Below are 17,379 nucleotides of genomic sequence, written 5' to 3'. Positions count from 1 at the left end.
GGGGCATCGCGTTTAAGCTTCGGTTCAAGCCGTGGCTTAGGTGTTGGGGCGCTTCCCGTGGTTCGCGCCGCCACGCTTACGGTCACGACGCTTACGTGCACGCTTGCTCATAGCTGGCCTCCTTAATTTCGTTACCCAAAAGAGTTGCCCTCTAGTCTCCCATATCAGCGGACAGGCTGCGAACCGGCCGCGGCGCGGGGGGCAGGGAAGCGGGTCCCGGTGCCCGGACTGCGCCTACAGTGAGTTGCGGATCGAGACCCGGGCCTGGTCCAGCACGGTCCGCACGGTTTCCAAAGCCACCGGCGTCATGGGCCGGGCGCTGGTTTGCAGGCGCAGCTCGGCGCGCATGTCGTCCCGGAACGCCTGCAGCAGCATCTCCGCCTCCTTGAGCATGCGCTGCCCTTCCGCGGTGTAGCGGCCCTGACCCGTCGGCGCCGCCGACCTGGCCGCGGTGCGTGCCGCTTCCGCTGTGGCCGCCAGGTCCGCGCGCAGCCCGCGCATGTTGCTCCGGATGTCGGCGCGAAGGTCATCGGCGAGCCGGCGGACGGATGCTGCAATGTCGTTCTCCACGGTCTCCAGCTCCTCGCGCCGGCTGTTCAGCTCAGCCAGGCCCGCAGCCGTGATGCGGTAGTTGGTGCGGCGCCCCTGGGATTCCGTGGCCACCAGGCCTTCCTCCTCCAGCTTGCCCAGGCGCGGATAGATGGTGCCGGCGCTGGGGGAGTAGGTGCCGCCGAACCGGTCGCTGAGCGCCTTGATGAGTTCATATCCGTGCTTTGGGCCCGCCTCGAGGAGCGCCAGCAGATAGAGCCGGAGCGCGCCGTGGGCAAAGACGGGAGGCATCAGAGCGCCGGTTCCGCGGTGGCGGGTGCCTGGCCATGGAAGATGGACGTCTTTCCGGACACGGAGTTGGTCCGGACCAGCATGAGTCTGGCGTCCGGGCCCGAGATGGTCTGAACCTTGCCGCCGGGGTGGCCGTACTTCCGGTCGTCGACGACCACCGGACCGGTGGCCGACTGGGCCACGATGTCCACGCCGACGTCGTGCGGCACGCGGACGGTCAGGTCCCCGGACACGGAGTTCGCGCCGAAGTCGTGGGTGAAGCCGTGCAAATCGAAGCTCATGTCGCCGCTCACGGTGTTGGCCCGGATGTTGCTGAACTGGCCGGACGCCGTGACCTCGCCCGAGACGCTCTTGGCCGTGAGGACGCCGCTATGGTTGCGGGCGATCACCTCGCCGCTGACGGTGTTGACGTGCAGGTCTCCGGAGGTCCCGTCCGCCAGCAGGGAGCCGGTCACCGTGCTCAGCCGTGTCCGGCCGTGGACACCCGAGACCAGTCCGTCCCCGCTGACGGTGCCCGCCTCGACCTCGACGCCGGCTGGGACGGCGATGCTGATGACCACGGAGTTGTCGCTGCTGTTGTTGACCGAATCCATCAGGTTCTTGAACCAGCCCTGCGGCCCATGCAACTGGTGGCGGATTTCGAGGCGGCCGCCTGTCACGGACACGGCCAGCGGATCCCCGTGCACGTCCGACACCTCGATCCGGACAACAGCCTCATCGTGCGTGACGATGTCGAACCTGCCACGGACGATACCCACCTTAAGGTGCGAGACGCCGTCGACGTCCATGGTGTGCGGGCCGGTGACGGTCCAGGAATTTTCTTCCATCATTCCTCCAGTTGCGATATATCGTGACTGTGCAAGCCACGCTATCCCGTCAGCCGTGGAAGATCAAGATATATCGCGAGTAGCTTTTTCCTACTCCGGTGTGTCCATCCCCAACCACTGAAACCAGCCGCGGTGCAGCACCAGCCATGCCATCAGCCCGTAGCCTGCCTGCCCTGGCGTGCCGTTGTTGGCTGCGAGGTCCTGGCGCCACTGCTCATGGTTGAGCAGCGGTGAGAATGTGTCTACGTAGAGGTGCTTGCGCCGGGTGGTGACGTCGGCGAAGGCAGTGTTCAGCTCGCCGAGGCGGCGGTTCTGCACCGGATCCAGGGTGGGAGGCGGCCCCACGACGAAGACCTCCAGCCGCCTCTGGGTAGCTGAATCCAGGATGTTGGCGAGATTCAGCCGGCTCCGGGCCGTGGACAGCCCGAACTCGATGTCCCGGCCGGAAAGCCCGATGACCAGGCGGTTCTCGTGGTTGTCGCTGAACCTGCGGCCAGCCTCCTCGAGCCAGCGCGCGGCCAGCCCCTCAGTGCCTTCCTGGGGGCACGGAAGGGAAAAACTTTCCACCGTCATGCCGTCCTGCGGAGTGCGGGCGAGCACCCGGCCCAGCCATCCCAGCGCCCGGGGATCGCCGAGCCCGGCCAGCAGTTCATCTCCAACAGCCGCAATCCGCAGCTTCCTGTCTTCCACTACTACCTCTTCACTTGTTGGGAGGGCGTGTCCCGGATACGGACCGTTTGCATGCCAGCCTAAAGGTCCATTAACTCACGCCGATTAAACAGAACTGCCCGGCTGGAACGGTATGTCACCGTCCGGCCGGGCAGCTTTTCTGCTACTTACGGGCGAATGCCTGCTTCAGGAGCGTGTCCTGCTCCGCAGCGTGGCGCTTCATGGAGCCGGCCGCGGTGGAAGCCGAAGCCGGGCGTGAGACCAGGCGCACCTTCCGGTCCAGGGCGGTTGGCAGGTGCAGGCCCATGAACGGCCACGGACCCTGGTTGGCGGGTTCGTCCTGCGCCCAGACCACTTCAGCGTTCGGGTACTTGGCCAGTTCGGCTTCGATCTCCGCCTGCGGCAGCGGGTACAGCTGCTCGACGCGGACGATCGCCGTCGACTTGTCGCCCGTCTTCTGGCGCGTGGACAGCAGGTCGTAGTACAGGCGTCCGGAGACCAGGAGAACGCGTTCGACGGCGTCCCCCTGCAGCTGCTCGTGCTCACCGATCACCGGGCGGAAGCCGCCGGTGGTGAAGTCCTCCACGGACGAGGCAGCGGCCTTGAGGCGCAGCAGCTGCTTCGGCGTGAAGATGATGAGCGGCTTGCGGGGCCGGCTGTAGGCCTGGCGGCGCAGCAGGTGGAAGTGCGAGGCGGCCGTCGTGGGGTTGGCCACGATCATGTTCTCTTCGGCGCACATCTGCAGGAAGCGCTCGATCCGTGCGGACGAGTGGTCCGGACCCTGACCTTCGTAGCCGTGGGGCAGCATGAGCACCAGCGAGGAGCGTTGCCCCCACTTCTGCTCGGCGGACGAGATGAACTCATCGATGATGGTCTGCGCGCCGTTGACGAAGTCACCGAACTGCGCCTCCCACAGGACCAGGGCGTCGGGGCGCTCCACGGAGTAGCCGTATTCGAAGCCCATGGCCGCGTATTCGGACAGCAGGGAGTCGTAAATCCAGAGCTTGGCCTGGTTGTCCGACAGGTTACCCAGTGGCAGCCACTCGTTGCCGTTGGCGCGGTCGTGGAACACGGCGTGGCGCTGGACGAACGTGCCACGGCGTGAATCCTGGCCGGCAAGGCGAACGGGTACGCCTTCCATGATCAGCGATCCGAAAGCGGCAATCTCGCCGAAGCCCCAGTCGATGCCACCCTCACGGGACATCTGCTCACGCTTCTCCAGCAGCTGCTTGAGCTTCGCGTGGACGGTGAAGCCCTCGGGGATCTCCACGTGGGCCTTGCCGATGCGGGCCAGGGTGTCGGCCGAGATCGCCGTGGACGCCGGGGCGTTCGTTCCGATGTCGGACTGCTGTGCCTGGGGACGCTCGATGTCCGACACCGCAGCCGAATCGGCCGTGATGATCGGAATGGGCGAGGTCTGGGCCGCGTGGGTCTCGGCGAAGACGCGCTCGAGGCGTTCCTGGTAGTCGCGGAGCAGCTGCTCGGCTTCTTCCTCGGTGATGTCACCGCGTCCGATCAGCGATTCGGTGTAGAGCTTGCGCACGGACCGCTTGGCTTCGATGAGGTTGTACATCAGCGGCTGCGTCATCGAGGGGTCATCGCCCTCGTTGTGACCGCGGCGGCGGTAGCAGACCATGTCGATGACAACGTCCTTGTGGAACCGCTGGCGGAACTCGTAGGCGAGCTGGCCGATGCGGACAACTGCCTCGGGGTCGTCGCCGTTCACGTGGAAGACCGGAGCCTGGATCATCTTGGCGACGTCCGTGGAGTACGTGGACGAACGCGACGAGGACGGTGCGGTGGTGAAACCGACCTGGTTGTTGACCACGATGTGAATCGTTCCGCCGGTGCGGTAGCCGCGCAGCTGGGACAGGTTGAGCGTTTCCGCCACAACACCCTGGCCGGCGAAGGCAGCGTCACCGTGAACCATGATGGGCAGCACGGGGAACGACTGTCCCTGGTCCAGCCGGTCCTGCTTGGCGCGGACGATGCCCTCGAGGACCGAATCGACGGCCTCGAGGTGGGAGGGGTTGGCGGCGAGGTAGACCTTGGTCTCTTTGCCGTTATCCGACGTGAAAGTGCCCTCGGTGCCGAGGTGGTACTTGACGTCGCCGGAACCCTGCACGGAGCGTGGGTCCTGGGTGCCTTCGAACTCGCGGAACACTTGGGCGTAGGTCTTGCCGGCGATGTTGGTCAGCACGTTCAGGCGGCCGCGGTGGGCCATGCCGATGGCAACCTCGTCCAGTCCGTCGTCGGCTGCGTCGGAGATGACCGCATCCAGCAGCGGAATCAGCGACTCGCCGCCCTCAAGCGAGAACCGCTTCTGGCCCACGAACTTGGTCTGCAGGAACGTCTCGAACGCCTCTGCGGCGTTCAGCTTGGAGACGATGCGCAGCTGCTCGTCGCGGCTCGGCTTGGAGTAAGGGTGCTCCAGCTGGTCCTGGAACCACTTGCGTTCAGCCGGGTCCTGGATGTGCATGTACTCGATGCCCGTGGTGCGGCAGTAGGCGTCCCGGAGCACGCCCAGGATGTCGCGGAACTTGAGCATCGGCTTGCCGCCGAAGCCGCCCGTGGGCCACTCGCGGTCGAGGTCCCACAGGGTCAGGCCGTAGGTGAGGACGTCGAGGTCGGGGTGCTTGCGCTGGACGTACTCGAGGGGATCGGTGTCCGCCATCAGGTGGCCGCGCACGCGGTAGGAGTGGATCAGCTGCTGGATCCGGGCGACCTTGTTGATCTGGTCGGCCGGGTCCACCTGCAGGTCCGGGCTCCAGCGCACAGGCTCGTACGGGATGCGCAGCGCTTCGAAGATCTCGTCGTAGAAGTTCTGCGCGCCGAGGAGCAGGGAGTGGACGAGCTTGAGGAATTCGCCGCTGCCTGCACCCTGGATGACGCGGTGGTCATACGTGGAGGTCAGGGTGAGGATCTTGCTGATGGCGTTCTGGGCGATGATCTTCTCGCTGGCGCCCTGCCATTCGGCCGGGTAGTCGAGGGCACCGACGCCGATGATGGCGGCCTGGCCCTTCGAGAGGCGGGGCACGGAGTGCACGGTGCCGATGCCGCCCGGGTTGGTCAGCGACACAGTGGTGCCGGCGTGGTCGTCTGCCGTCAGCTTGCCGTTGCGGGCACGCTTGATGAGGTCTTCATAGGTGTGCCAGAACTCCGCAAAGTTCATGGTTTCGGCCTTCTTGATGTTGGGAACCATCAGAAGGCGGGTGCCGTCGGGCTTGGGCATGTCGATGGCGATGCCGAAGTTCACGTGTGCCGGCTGGACCGCCACCGGCTTGCCGTCAACCTCGTCGTAGTACACGTTCATGGAGGGGAACTGGGACAGTGCCCGGACAACGGCGTAGCCGATGAGGTGGGTGAAGGAGACTTTGCCGCCGCGGGCGCGGGCCAGGTTGGAGTTGATGACAACCCGGTTGTCGATCAGGAGCTTGGCCGGAACCGCCCTGACGCTGGTGGCCGTGGGCACCTCGAGGCTGGTGACCATGTTCGTCGCAATGGCCTTGGCAGGTCCGCGGAGGACGGATACGACGTCTTCCTCGGGGGCGGTGGGAGCCTTGACGTTCTTCGGCAGCTGGGCCGGGATAGGCTGGGCGGTGCCCGCCTCGGTCTTCTTGGCGCCGTCGCGGGCTACCGTTGCCGGCGCCTTCTTGGCAGGTGCAGGCTGGGCGGGGGCTGCCGCCGGCGCCGGTGCCGGAGCTGCCGCAGGCGTCTGGGCCGCGGGAGTAGCGGATGCCGGTGCCTTCGCGGGCGCCGGGGGAGTGACAACAGGCAGTTCGCGGGTAGCCGGATTGGCCACCGGTGACGTCACTGCCGGCACGCCGTTGGAAGATGGACCGTTGCCGCTGTCGAATGATTCGAACAGGGGCCACCACTTGGCATCAACCGTGTTCTTGTCCTGTTGGTAACGCTCGTACAGTTCGTCAACGAGCCACTCGTTTCCACCAAATTCCTCTGGCAGACGGTGGCTAGGCTGCTCTGGCACTTGAAATACGCCTCTTCCATGAGTTTGATTTCCCTCTGGTCGCCTAAGGTGCCACGGCACAACGATCGAACCAGTTTCTGTGTCCTATGAACCCAGACCTTTGCCAGTCTAATGACCGTTCCGGGTTAACTGCCAATAAGGGTGACCCAAATCATGTACCGCCCGAATTATGGCGAAATGGGGTCCAAATGAGCCCCGAACCGAGTCCTACCCGCCATGCCCGGGAGCCGGTTCCGGACGGGCCGGACGAGCCGCTTTAGTCCTCTGTGGCCGCGCGTTGCTCCTGTAGACTGCAATCCTTATGGACGGTAAATATAGGTGCCATGGACGGTAAATCCAGGTGCCGGCCTGGGGGCTCTCAGCGGAGCGCGGTCAGCGCCGCAGAGCCCGACCACAGCGCCGGCAAACCCACTGGCCCGGGCCGCTGCCGCCGACGACTTCCGGTTGGCCCATGATGGAGTGGCTCCTAGTCGCGGCCGGCCTGCTGCTCATCCTCGGTACCGGCTTCTTCGTCGCCGTCGAATTTTCCCTTATTGCGCTGGACCAGCCAACAGTGCAGCGTGCCGTTGACGACGGTGACACCGCCGCAGTGGCGCTGCTCAAGTGCCTGAAATCCCTGTCCACGCAGCTGTCCAGCTGCCAGCTCGGCATCACCATGACGACGCTATTGACGGGTTACGTTATGGAGCCGTCCGTGGGGGCGCTGCTCGAGGCGCCCATTGCCGCCGTCGGCATCCCCGAGCCGGTGGCCGGTTCCGTCTCCCTCGTGGTCGCGATGGTGATCGCGACGGGGCTGTCCATGCTCCTGGGCGAGCTCGTTCCCAAAAACATGGCCATAGCCCTCGCGTTCCGCATCGGCCGCGCCCTGGCACGGCCGCAGCTGATCTTCACCGCCATTTTCAAGCCTGCCATCGTGGTCCTGAACGGTTTTTCGAACAAGGTCCTGAACGTCTTCGGGCTGGAGGCCAAGGAGGAGATCTCGGGGGCCCGCACGCCGGCGGAGCTTGCCTCCCTGGTGCGCAGGTCCGCAGCCATGGGCACACTCGATCCGGGGACCGCGAACTTTATTGCCCGCACGCTGAACTTTTCGGGCCGCAGCGCCGCTGACGTGATGACTCCGCGCATCCGCGTTGAGACCATCGACGCCGACCAGCCGGTTTCGGACATCATCGACGCAGCCCGCCGCAGCGGATATTCGCGCTTCCCCGTCATCGGTGAGTCGGCGGACGACATCCGTGGCCTGGTGCACGTCAAGAAGGCCATTGCGGTCCCTCCGAACCGGCGGCGGAAGCTTGAGGCGGGCGCCATCATGACGGACGTCCTCAGGGTGCCCGAAACCATCCACCTGGACGCCCTGCTTGCCGAACTGCGGGAGGGCAACCTGCAGCTTGCCGTGGTGCTGGATGAGTACGGCGGAACTGCCGGGATCGCCACGTTGGAGGACCTGGTCGAGGAAATCGTGGGTGAAGTAGCCGACGAGCACGACAAGGTCCGGCCGGGGCTGCTGCAAAGCGCCTCCGGTGATTGGTACTTTCCGGGCCTGATGCGGCCGGACGAGCTTTCGGAACAGATTCCGGGCCTCGCCGTTCCCGACGAGGCTGCTTACGAGACGGTGGGCGGGTATGTCATGAGCGAGCTCGGACGGATACCCGCGGTTGGGGACACCGTGGAAGCGGGCGGCGGAACGCTCAGCGTGACCAGGATGGACGGCCGGCGCATCGACCGGATCTGCTTCAGGCCGCACCGCGAATCCAGGGACAGCGCCGCCAATCACGGCAAGCCCGGCAACGGCGGCAAGTCCGTCAACCACGGCAAGCCCGGGAACGGCGGCCGGTCATGAGCGACTGGGCGGGACTGCTCTGGCTGGTGGTGCTGCTCCTGGGCAACGCCTTCTTCGTGGCCGCGGAATTCGCTGTCATGTCCGCGCGCCGGAGCCAGATTGAGCCTCTGGCAGACGAGGGCGTCCTGCGCGCGCAGACCACCCTGCGGGCCATGGAGAACGTCTCGCTGATGCTGGCATGCGCGCAACTGGGCATCACAGTGTGCTCGCTGCTGATCCTGCTGGTGGCGGAGCCGGCGATCCACCACTTGCTGGCTGTCCCTCTTGCCGGGCTGGGGGTGCCGACGGAAATTGCCGACGTCTCGGCGTTCGCCGTGGCTTTGATGCTGGTGACGTTCCTGCACGTGACGTTCGGGGAGATGGTGCCCAAGAACATTTCCGTCTCCGTTGCCGACAAGGCAGCGCTGCTCCTGGCTCCGCCGCTGATGTTCATTGCACGGATCGTGAACCCGGTAATCACCGCGCTTAACTGGTCCGCTAACCACATCCTGAAGCTGATGCGCATCGAGCCCAAGGACGAGGTCAATTCCACCTTCACGCTGGAGGAGGTTCAGTCCATCGTGCAGGAGTCCACGCGGCATGGCCTGGTGGATGACGACGCCGGCCTGATCACCGGAGCCCTCGAATTTTCGGAGTACACCGCCGGCAATGTCATGGTTCCGCTGGAACGGCTGGTCATGCTGAGGTCCTCGACCTCCCCGCTGGAGTTTGAAAAGGCTGTCAGCCGCACCGGCTTTTCCCGCTTCCCGATGCTGGACGACGACGGCCTGCTGGCCGGCTACCTCCACATTAAGGATGTGCTTGCCATCCCGGAATCCGGTTATGAAGTGCCCATCGCGGAGAGCCGCATCCGGTCACTGGCCAACCTCTCGCGCGACGACGAGATAGAAATGGCGATGTCCGTGATGCAGCGCTCCGGCTCACATCTGGCGCGCGTCATGGGGCCGGGCGGGCAAACCGAAGGAGTGCTGTTCCTGGAGGATGTGATCGAGCAGCTTGTGGGGGAGATCCGGGATGCTAACCAAGCCAAGGGCATCCGGCGGCTGGGCAGGCCCCACGGCGAATAGCGGCCCGGTGCCCCGGGTGCCCCCGCCGTCGGGAGTTCTAAATAGGAATCATTCCTATTTAGCGATACACTCGATTAGGGGTTGCCCCCTCCCCGCAACCTGACCTGTCCAGAACCGAGGTATCTCCGTGCCCAGCAACGTTCGCACTTTCCTGACCGCCGCCCTGGCCGGCTTCGGCCTGCTCCTCACCGGCTGCGGTTCGCCGGCGGCCTCGACTCCAGGCGCAGACGCCAGCGGCCGCATCGCCGTTGTCACGTCCACGAACGTATATGGGGACATTGTTGAGGCCATCGGCGGGGACAAGGTCAACGTCGCGGCCATCATCTCCCGTCCTAGCCAGGACCCGCACTCCTACGAGGCCAACGCGCAGGATCGGCTGACCGTGTCCAAAGCCAAGCTGGTGGTGGAAAACGGCGGCGGCTACGACGACTTCATCCACACCCTGGCGGACGACAGCAATGTGCCGCACGAGAACATCATCAGTGCCGTGGCGGTGTCCGGACTGGCTCCGGAAGCGGCGGGCACGGCCTCCGCCCACGCAGAGTCCGCCCACGCAGAGGACGGGCACTCCCATGTCCACGGCGACTTCAACGAGCACGTCTGGTACAGCCTTGACGCCATGTCCCACCTTGCCGATGCAGTGGCGGCCCGGCTCGGCGCGCTCGATTCCGGCTCGGCCCCCCAGTTCACCGCCAATGCAGCCGCGTTCAAGTCCGGACTCACCAAGCTTGAGAGTAAGATTTCCGCAATGAAGACCTCGCACGGCGGCGCCGGCGTCGCGGTGACCGAACCGGTTCCCCTGTACCTGCTGGAAGCGGCCGGACTGGAGAACCGCACGCCTGCCGAGTACACGGCCGCCGTGGAAGAAGGCGCCGACGTTCCGCCCGCAGTCCTGAAGGCCGCCACCTCGACGGTGGCGGCAAAGGACACGAGATTCCTCGCCTATAACGAGCAGACGGAAGGCCCGCAGACCCAGGCCGTCAAGAACGCGGCCAGCGCCGCCGGCACGCCGGTGGTGGACTTCACTGAAACACTTCCGGACGGCAAGACCTACCTGGAATGGATGGCGGACAACGTGGAAAACGTCAGCAAAGCACTGAAGAGCCAGCGTTGAACCCAGTCATCAGCCTGCAGCAGGCGTCCCTGAAGTTCGGCCGGCGCGCGCTCTGGGAAGACCTGAACCTGGACATCAATCCGGGGGAGTTCTTCGCGGTGCTGGGGCCAAACGGCAGCGGCAAGACCAGCTTCCTCAAGGTCCTGCTGGGGCTACAGCAGCTGCACTCCGGTCACGCGAGCCTCGGCGGCCAGCCTGTGGAGCGGGGCAGCCGGCTGATCGGCTACATCCCGCAGCAGAAGCCCTTCCTGCCCGACACGCCCATGCGGGCCCGCGACCTGGTGGGCCTGGGCGTCGACGGGCACCGCTGGGGAATCCGGCTGAGTGCCTCTAAAGCCAACCGCCGGATAGACGAACTTCTGGACCTCGTCGGGGCAAGCGACTACGCCAAGGTCCCCGTCGGGCAGCTGTCCGGCGGTGAGCAGCAGCGTCTCCGCGTGGCCCAGGCCCTTGCCACCGACCCGAAGGTGCTGCTCTGCGACGAGCCGCTGCTGTCGCTGGACCTGCACCACCAGCAGGCCGTCAGCGCGCTCATCAACAAGCAGTGCCATGACCGGAAGAGCGCCGTGGTGTTCGTGACCCACGAGATCAATCCGATCATCGACTACGTGGACCGCGTCCTGTACCTGGCCGGTGGCCGGTTCAGCGTGGGAACGCCCCACGAGGTCATGACCACCGAGGTCCTCTCCGACCTTTACGACAGCAACGTGGAAGTGATCCATGCCAACGGCCGGATCGTCGTCGTCGGTCTGCCCGACGCCACCACCCACCATCATGACGACGCGCACGCCGCTGCGGGGGAGGGTTCCTAATGGATCTGGAATCGATCCTGCAGTCGGTGTTCAACTTCGAGAACTACGGCGAATTGCTGGTGCTGGTGCAGAACTCGCTGTGGGCCGGCGCGGTGCTTGGGCTCCTCGGCGGCCTCGTGGGGACCTTCGTGATGAAGCGCGACCTGGCGTTTGCCGTCCACGGAATTTCCGAGCTGTCGTTCGCCGGCGCTGCCTTCGCGCTCCTCGTCGGCACCGACGTGGTGTTCGGCTCCCTGGTGGGGTCCGTGGCGGCCGCGCTGTTGCTCGGGCTCATGGGCGTTCGGGCGCGGGACAAGAACTCCATCATCGGCGTGATCATGCCCTTTGGCCTCGGGCTCGGCATTCTCTTCCTGTCGCTCTACGAGGGCAGGGCCGCCAATAAGTTCGGACTCCTCACCGGGCAGATTGTGTCGGTGGACACCGTCCAGCTCCAGGTCCTGGCGGGGACCGCGGTGGCCGTGATGGCCGCGCTGTGCGTCATCTGGCGCCCGCTGAGCTTCGCCAGCGTTGATTCAGAGCTGGCCGAGGCCCGCGGTGTTCCGGTGCGGTCGCTGGCCCTGGTTTTCATGGTGCTCCTCGGCGTCAGTGTGGCGCTGTCCATCCAGATCGTGGGCGCCCTGTTGGTTCTTGCCCTGCTGATCACGCCCGCAGCTGCGGCCCTGCGGGTGACGTCCTCGCCGCGCCTCGTGGTGGCGCTGAGTGTGGTGTTCGCCGTTTCGGCGACAGTGGGGGGAATACTGCTCGCCCTCGGCGGCCGCATCCCCATCAGCCCCTACGTCACCACGCTCTCGTTCCTGATCTACGTGGTGTGCCGGGTCATCGGCAGTGTCCGGGCCAAGCGCGGCCTCAACGGCCGGGTCATGCGGACCGCCTAAACAGGCTGGCGGTGGCGCCTACTGCACTCGCTGCCTACTGCAGAGGGTGACTACGGCGCGCTGCCTACTGCGCGGCCTTGCGTGCAGAGCAGTCAGGGCAGAGGCCGTAGATCTCAACTGTGTGGGCCACTTCCGTGAAGCCGTGCTCCTGCGCGGTCCGCGCGGCCCAGGTCTCGACGGCGGGGGCCTCCACTTCCACGGCCTTGCCGCAGTTGCGGCAGAGGAGGTGGTGATGGTGCACCGTCACGGCGCAGCGGCGGTAGACGGCCTCGCCGTCGCCGTTGCGCAGCACGTCCACCAGTTCCTCGTCGGCCAGTGACTGCAGGATCCGGTAGGCGGTGGCCAGGGAGACCGAGACACCCTTGTTCTGGAGGATCCGGTACAGCTCCTGGGTGCTCACGAAGTCATTGAGTTCGTCCAGGGCGGCGCTGACAGCGATCCGCTGCTTGGTGACGCGCTGCTCTTTCCCGCCGGCCGCCGTCGAAGGTGCCTGTGGTCTGCCGTCAGCGCTGGTGCGTTGTGGCATGGATGAACTCGCTTTTCTTTCGGGTAATGGCAGGCTTTAACGTTACCAGCCGGAGGCGCGTGGACACTGATCGGGGCCGTCCCTAGGCTGGCTTCATGAAGCTGACTAAATTCACGCACGCCTGTGTCCGGCTCGAGAAGGACGGCCAGGTGCTGGTCCTGGATCCGGGGACCTTCTCCGAAACCGCCGAGGCGCTGGACGGCGCACACGCCGTCCTCATCACCCACGAGCACGCCGACCACATCGATGTTCCCGCGGTGACCTCCGCGCTTGCGGACAATGGCGGGCTGGAACTCTTCGCACCGGAGGGCGTGGCGCAGAACGTGCGCAAGGAAGCGCCGGATGCCGCTGACCGCGTGCATGCCGTGGAACCGGGAACCGCGTTCGACGCCGCAGGGTTCGCGGTCCGGAGCTTCGGCGGCCAGCACGCGCTGATTCACCCGCAGATTCCGGTGGTCGCCAACATCGGGTATCTGGTTGACGAGGACGTGTATCACCCGGGCGACTCGTTCATCATTCCGGACGGCATCAGCGTGCGTACGCTCCTGGTCCCGGTCCATGCCCCGTGGAACAAGGTCAGTGAGGTGGTGGACTTTGTGATCGGCGTCCGCGCGGAGCGGGCCTTCGCCATCCACGACGGGCTCCTGAATGACACCGGCCTGGGCCTGGTGGAGGGCCATGTCAAGCGGATCGGGGCCAAGTACGGCACAGAGTACACCCACCTCTCCAGCCGGGAATCCGTGGAGCTTTAGGGCTGCCAGCCACCCGTCTCGAAGAATGCCTTCAACGTGTCCTCGTGTGGCTGCGGATCCAGTCCCTGGGCCGCCAGCCACGCGGGGCTGTAATGGCTGCCGGCGTACCGGTCACCGCCGTCGCACATCAGCGACACCACGCTGCCCCGTTCACCGTCCGCCACCATCTGGGCGACGAGTTGCCAGACACCCCAGAGGTTGGTGCCCGTGGACGGCCCGGCGTGCAGCCCTGCCAGTGTGTGCAGGTGCCGCATGGCCGCCACCGACGCGGCGTCGGGAACCTGGATCATGTGGTCGATAACCGAGGGGACGAAGCTTGGCTCCATGCGGGGCCGGCCGATCCCCTCGATCCGGGAGGGCATGCCGGTGCTGAAGTCCGCAGCGCCGCTCCGCCAGCCGGGGTAGAAGGCGGAGTTTTCCGGATCGACAACCGCCAGGGACGTGGCGTGGCGGTGATAGCGGAGGTAGCGGCCGATCGTGGCGCTGGTCCCGCCCGTTCCGGCTCCCACCACAATCCAGCGGGGGACCGGATGCTCCTCCAGCGCCAGCTGCTCAAAGATGGATTCGGCAATGTTGTTGTTGCCCCGCCAGTCGGTGGCGCGCTCGGCGTAGGTGAACTGGTCCATGTAGTGGCCGCCACTCGTAGTGGCAACCTCGGCGGCGGCCGCATATACCTCTGAAGCGTGGTCCACCAGGAGGCAGGCGCCGCCGAACTGTTCGATCAGGGCGATCTTTTCCGGGCTGGTGGTGCGTGTCATTACTGCGATGAACGGCAGGCCCAGGAGTTGTGCGAAGTACGCCTCGGAAACCGCAGTGCTGCCGCTGGATGCCTCCACGATGGTGGTGCCCTCGTGGATCCACCCGTTTACCAGCCCGAACAGGAAGAGGGAACGCGCCAGTCGGTGTTTCAGGCTTCCGGAGCGGTGCGTTGATTCATCCTTGAGGTACAGCCGGACGCCCCAGTGTTCCGGGAGCGGCACGGAATACAGGTGGGTGTCGGCCGACCGGTTGTTTTCCGCGTTGATCTTGCGGACAGCCTCGTCCTCCCATGCCCGGTCCCGGGTCCCCGCCCTCTTCACTTAATCTGCCCGTTCACTTAATCTGCTGCTCACGGAATCAGCCTACCGGCGCGGGCAACCGGGGTTAGAGTCGGCGCAAACCCCAAGGAGACAGATGGACACCCTCATTGACGTGGCCGGGCTGAACGCCCGGATGGCCTCCGGTCAGCGCACCGTGCTGCTCGATGTCCGCTGGGCGCTTGGGGACCCGGATGGCCACAGCCATTACCTGAAGGAGCACATCCCGGGCGCGGTGTATGTCGACCTGCCCACCCAGCTGGCGGACCCCGCAGATCCTGCCCACGGGCGCCATCCGCTGCCTTCGCAGGCACGCTTCCAGGAAGCGGCACGGTCCTGGGGCGTCCGCGACGGCGACGTCGTGGTCGCCTACGACGATGCCGGGAACACCTCAGCTGCCCGGGTGTGGTGGATGCTCCGGAATGCGGGCGTGCGCACCGTTTACCTGCTCGACGGCGGCCTGGCCGCCTGGCGCAGGGCGGCGTTGCCCTTGGAGGGCGGCGCTGTGGAGCCGGACGCCGGCGACGTGACGCTCGCCGGCGGCGGCATGCAGGTGACCGACGCCGACGGGGCCGCGGACTGGGCCGCCGGAGGCGTGCTGCTGGATGCCCGCGCCGGGGAACGGTACCGCGGGGAAGTCGAGCCGGTGGACCCCCGGGCCGGCCACATTCCCGGCGCCGTCAGCGCACCCACCACCGGGAACCTCGACGACGACGGCCGCTTCCTGCCCGCGGAGAAACTGCGGCAGCGCTTCGCCGGCCTTGGGGTAGACGCAACGACGCCCACCGCCGTCTATTGCGGCAGCGGCGTGACGGCCTCGCACGAGATAGCGGCCCTGGAAATTGCCGGTTTCAGTGCCGCTCTGTTCCCCGGCTCCTTCTCCGAATGGTCCAACGACGACTCCCGTCAGGTGGCCACGGGGGCCGATCCGGGAAGGTGATTACCGGAGGGGCTGCCTGTTGGCGGGCGGAACGGCACCAGCAGTTGGAACTCGCCGAGGTGCCGCGGTAGCGTCGCCATATGACTCCTGGACGCCCCGTGCCCCCGCCGCTGAACCTGCGGATCCCGCTGGAAGAGACCGCCGTCGGACCCCTCGAAGGACGCCATGCCGCCGCCCGCGGCGCGTCATCCGCCACAAGCGGACTGGTCGGGCTGACAGTTGCCCGCCGCGCACCTAAAGCCGACGACGTCGAAATTGCGATCGAGTTCTGCGGGCTGTGCCACTCCGACGTTCACGCCACGCGGGGGGAGTGGGGCTCCCAGAACTACCCGCTCGTACCTGGCCACGAGATTGTGGGCAGGGTCAGCCGCGTCGGTTCTGACGTGTTGGACTTTCAGCCGGGAGACCGCGTGGGCGTGGGCTGCATGGTGGACTCCTGCCGGGAATGCGAGAGCTGCCTCGAAGGGCTGGAGCAGTACTGTGAACGCGGCCTGACCGGAACGTACGGTGCCAAGGACGCCAGGAACGGGGACGCCGTCACCCAGGGCGGTTATTCCACGTCCGTGGTGGTGGACCGGCGGTACGTCCTGCGGGTGCCGGAAAACTTGGATCCTGCGGCGGCTGCCCCGCTGCTTTGTGCGGGCATCACCACGTTCTCGCCGCTCCGCCACTTCGGTGTCCGGAAGGGCCACGTGGTCGGCGTAGTGGGCCTGGGTGGCCTTGGGCATATGGCCGTCAAACTGGCAAAAGCGATGGGAGCCGAGGTCAAGGTCTTCACTACCTCTGAATCCAAGGTGTCGGCGGCGCTGGAACTGGGCGCTGACGCAGTAGTGCTCTCGCGGGATGAGGAAGCGATGGCCGCTGAGAACCGGAGCATCGACGTCATCATCGATACGGTGGCAGCACCGCACGACCTCAACCCGTTCTTCCGGACCCTGCGCCGGGACGGGGCCTTGTTCCAGCTGGGTCTGCCCTCCAAAGCCATGCCGCCGGTCAATCCCGGGGCACTGATCAGAAGGCGGATCTCCTACGCCGGTTCCCTGATTGGGGGCATCGCCGAGACGCAGGAGATGCTCGACTTCTGCGCCGAGCACGGAGTCGTCTCGGACATCGAACTGGTTGGTGCTGAGCAACTTAACGACGCCTATGACCGGATGGTTGCAGGTGATGTGAAGTACCGTTTTGTCCTGGATGCATCCACGCTGCAGGAACCGTCGGAAAGGGCTGACGCATGAGCACGCTGTTCACCAAAATTCTCAACGGGGAGATCCCCGGCCGGTTTGTCTGGCGCGAGCCGGACGTCTCGGCGTTCCTGACCATGGGTCCGCTTGCGGACGGGCACACGCTGGTGGTTCCGACCGAGGAAGTGGACCGCTGGACGGACGCCTCGCCCGAGACCCTGTCGAGGGTCATGGAAGTCGCGCGGCGCATCGGCGCGGTGCAGGTGGACACGTTCGGGGCAGCCCGGGCAGGACTCATCGTGGCCGGTTACGAGATCAACCACATGCACGTGCACGTGTGGCCTTCCAACAGCATGGCGGAATACAACTTCGCCACCGCCGAGCACAATCCGGATCCGGCGCGGCTGGACGCCAACGCGGAAAAGCTGCGGGCAGGCCTTCGCGACGCCGGCTACGGGGAGTTCGTGCCGGAGGCCTAAGCCAGGCCCCAGGTCGGCCATTCGTCATAACCATTAACGGGCTTGGTGCTCGCAGAGCTCAGGCGACACGGCCTGCCCGCCCCGGCCTAGCGAGTTACGGCGCAGGGCCGGGATGTTCGGACTCGTGAGACTCGCGCGCCCAGGTTTCGGGCAGGCTGGTTTCACTTGGCCCGGTTCCGGGCCATCTAGACCCGGGTAGGGGAGGTGCCGTGGACTGGTAGCTGTGACCGGTTGGCGTAGTGATCTCCACGGTGTGCCTCGGACCCGGTCTGGGTTGGGCTTTCCAGCCGGGCAGTTCTTTGGTGTGGTTGCAGGCTTCGCACAGTCCGGCGCCGTTGGCGAGGGTGGTGGTTCCGCCGTCGTGCCAGGGGATGATGTGGTCGTGGTGGCGGA

General features: G+C 66.0%; 17 protein-coding genes. 9 read left to right on the top strand and 8 right to left on the bottom strand.

Annotation, left to right across the window (positions count from 1 at the left end):
• Nucleotides 1–36: 36 nt before the first annotated feature.
• The 5 genes from J7I85_RS25945 to J7I85_RS15850 form a co-directional block, all read right to left on the bottom strand.
• The gene (locus J7I85_RS25945) at nucleotides 37–111 is read right to left on the bottom strand and encodes a 50S ribosomal protein bL37 (protein ID WP_369299106.1); all 75 of its coding nucleotides are present in this window, start codon (nucleotides 109–111) and stop codon (nucleotides 37–39) included.
• Nucleotides 112–234: 123 nt separating this feature from the next.
• Nucleotides 235–840, bottom strand: coding sequence for a PadR family transcriptional regulator (locus J7I85_RS15865; RefSeq protein WP_214853408.1), 606 nt, complete (start codon nucleotides 838–840; stop codon nucleotides 235–237).
• Complete coding sequence (locus J7I85_RS15860; RefSeq protein WP_214853901.1) at nucleotides 840–1,667, bottom strand: DUF4097 family beta strand repeat-containing protein; 828 nt, start codon at nucleotides 1,665–1,667, stop codon at nucleotides 840–842. Before J7I85_RS15860 ends, J7I85_RS15865 begins: the two co-directional genes overlap by 1 nt.
• Before the next feature lie 90 nt (nucleotides 1,668–1,757).
• On the bottom strand, nucleotides 1,758–2,357 hold the full coding sequence (locus J7I85_RS15855; RefSeq protein WP_214853406.1) for a GDSL-type esterase/lipase family protein: 600 nt from the start codon (nucleotides 2,355–2,357) through the stop codon (nucleotides 1,758–1,760).
• Between the two features lie 142 nt (nucleotides 2,358–2,499).
• Nucleotides 2,500–6,324, bottom strand: a complete 3,825-nt coding sequence (locus J7I85_RS15850; RefSeq protein WP_214853404.1) for a multifunctional oxoglutarate decarboxylase/oxoglutarate dehydrogenase thiamine pyrophosphate-binding subunit/dihydrolipoyllysine-residue succinyltransferase subunit — start codon at nucleotides 6,322–6,324, stop codon at nucleotides 2,500–2,502.
• A gap of 454 nt (nucleotides 6,325–6,778) precedes the next feature.
• Here J7I85_RS15850 and J7I85_RS15845 point away from each other — a divergent pair, with 454 nt between their 5' ends.
• From J7I85_RS15845 to J7I85_RS15825, 5 genes are all read left to right on the top strand, one after another.
• Nucleotides 6,779–8,164 carry a hemolysin family protein gene (locus J7I85_RS15845; protein ID WP_251024438.1) on the top strand — a complete coding sequence of 462 codons (1,386 nt, stop codon included), beginning with the start codon at nucleotides 6,779–6,781 and terminating at the stop codon, nucleotides 8,162–8,164.
• Nucleotides 8,161–9,231 carry a hemolysin family protein gene (locus J7I85_RS15840; protein ID WP_214853401.1) on the top strand — a complete coding sequence of 357 codons (1,071 nt, stop codon included), beginning with the start codon at nucleotides 8,161–8,163 and terminating at the stop codon, nucleotides 9,229–9,231. Before J7I85_RS15845 ends, J7I85_RS15840 begins: the two co-directional genes overlap by 4 nt.
• A gap of 127 nt (nucleotides 9,232–9,358) precedes the next feature.
• Complete coding sequence (locus tag J7I85_RS15835; protein WP_214853398.1) at nucleotides 9,359–10,345, top strand: metal ABC transporter solute-binding protein, Zn/Mn family; 987 nt, start codon at nucleotides 9,359–9,361, stop codon at nucleotides 10,343–10,345.
• The gene (locus J7I85_RS15830) at nucleotides 10,342–11,157 is read left to right on the top strand and encodes a metal ABC transporter ATP-binding protein (RefSeq protein ID WP_214853394.1); all 816 of its coding nucleotides are present in this window, start codon (nucleotides 10,342–10,344) and stop codon (nucleotides 11,155–11,157) included. Before J7I85_RS15835 ends, J7I85_RS15830 begins: the two co-directional genes overlap by 4 nt.
• Nucleotides 11,157–12,032 carry a metal ABC transporter permease gene (locus J7I85_RS15825; protein ID WP_214853390.1) on the top strand — a complete coding sequence of 292 codons (876 nt, stop codon included), beginning with the start codon at nucleotides 11,157–11,159 and terminating at the stop codon, nucleotides 12,030–12,032. The genes J7I85_RS15830 and J7I85_RS15825 overlap by 1 nt, the downstream gene beginning before the upstream one ends.
• A gap of 64 nt (nucleotides 12,033–12,096) precedes the next feature.
• Here J7I85_RS15825 and J7I85_RS15820 read toward each other — a convergent pair whose 3' ends face one another.
• Nucleotides 12,097–12,558, bottom strand: coding sequence for a Fur family transcriptional regulator (locus tag J7I85_RS15820; protein ID WP_214853387.1), 462 nt, complete (start codon nucleotides 12,556–12,558; stop codon nucleotides 12,097–12,099).
• Between the two features lie 95 nt (nucleotides 12,559–12,653).
• Here J7I85_RS15820 and J7I85_RS15815 point away from each other — a divergent pair, with 95 nt between their 5' ends.
• The gene (locus J7I85_RS15815) at nucleotides 12,654–13,310 is read left to right on the top strand and encodes an MBL fold metallo-hydrolase (RefSeq protein ID WP_214853384.1); all 657 of its coding nucleotides are present in this window, start codon (nucleotides 12,654–12,656) and stop codon (nucleotides 13,308–13,310) included.
• Here the strand turns inward: J7I85_RS15815 and J7I85_RS15810 are convergent.
• Entirely contained in the window at nucleotides 13,307–14,389 is a 1,083-nt protein-coding gene (locus J7I85_RS15810; protein WP_214853381.1) for a PLP-dependent cysteine synthase family protein, read from the bottom strand. The two genes, J7I85_RS15815 and J7I85_RS15810, sit on opposite strands and share 4 nt — an antisense overlap.
• Nucleotides 14,390–14,483: 94 nt before the next feature.
• Between J7I85_RS15810 and J7I85_RS15805 the strand changes: the two genes are divergently transcribed.
• The 3 genes from J7I85_RS15805 to J7I85_RS15795 all read left to right on the top strand — a co-directional run bounded on the left by J7I85_RS15805 (nucleotide 14,484) and on the right by J7I85_RS15795 (nucleotide 16,986).
• The gene (locus tag J7I85_RS15805) at nucleotides 14,484–15,326 is read left to right on the top strand and encodes a sulfurtransferase (RefSeq protein ID WP_214853378.1); all 843 of its coding nucleotides are present in this window, start codon (nucleotides 14,484–14,486) and stop codon (nucleotides 15,324–15,326) included.
• An 80-nt stretch (nucleotides 15,327–15,406) separates the two neighbouring features.
• Nucleotides 15,407–16,561: an NAD(P)-dependent alcohol dehydrogenase gene (locus J7I85_RS15800; RefSeq protein WP_251024419.1), complete on the top strand. Its 1,155-nt coding sequence runs from the start codon at nucleotides 15,407–15,409 to the stop codon at nucleotides 16,559–16,561.
• Nucleotides 16,558–16,986, top strand: coding sequence for an HIT family protein (locus J7I85_RS15795; RefSeq protein WP_214853376.1), 429 nt, complete (start codon nucleotides 16,558–16,560; stop codon nucleotides 16,984–16,986). The genes J7I85_RS15800 and J7I85_RS15795 overlap by 4 nt, the downstream gene beginning before the upstream one ends.
• Before the next feature lie 94 nt (nucleotides 16,987–17,080).
• On the opposite strand, the gene J7I85_RS15790 is transcribed toward J7I85_RS15795, so the two are convergent.
• Nucleotides 17,081–17,379: HNH endonuclease (locus tag J7I85_RS15790; protein WP_214853375.1), on the bottom strand; the 299-nt coding region annotated here is incomplete at its 5' end.

The organism is Arthrobacter sp. ISL-65 (genome assembly GCF_018613795.1).
Classification (GTDB): Bacteria; Actinomycetota; Actinomycetes; order Actinomycetales; family Micrococcaceae; genus Arthrobacter.
The sequence above is the reverse complement of the archived record's forward strand: the minus strand, read 5'-3'. Positions and strand labels throughout refer to the sequence as shown.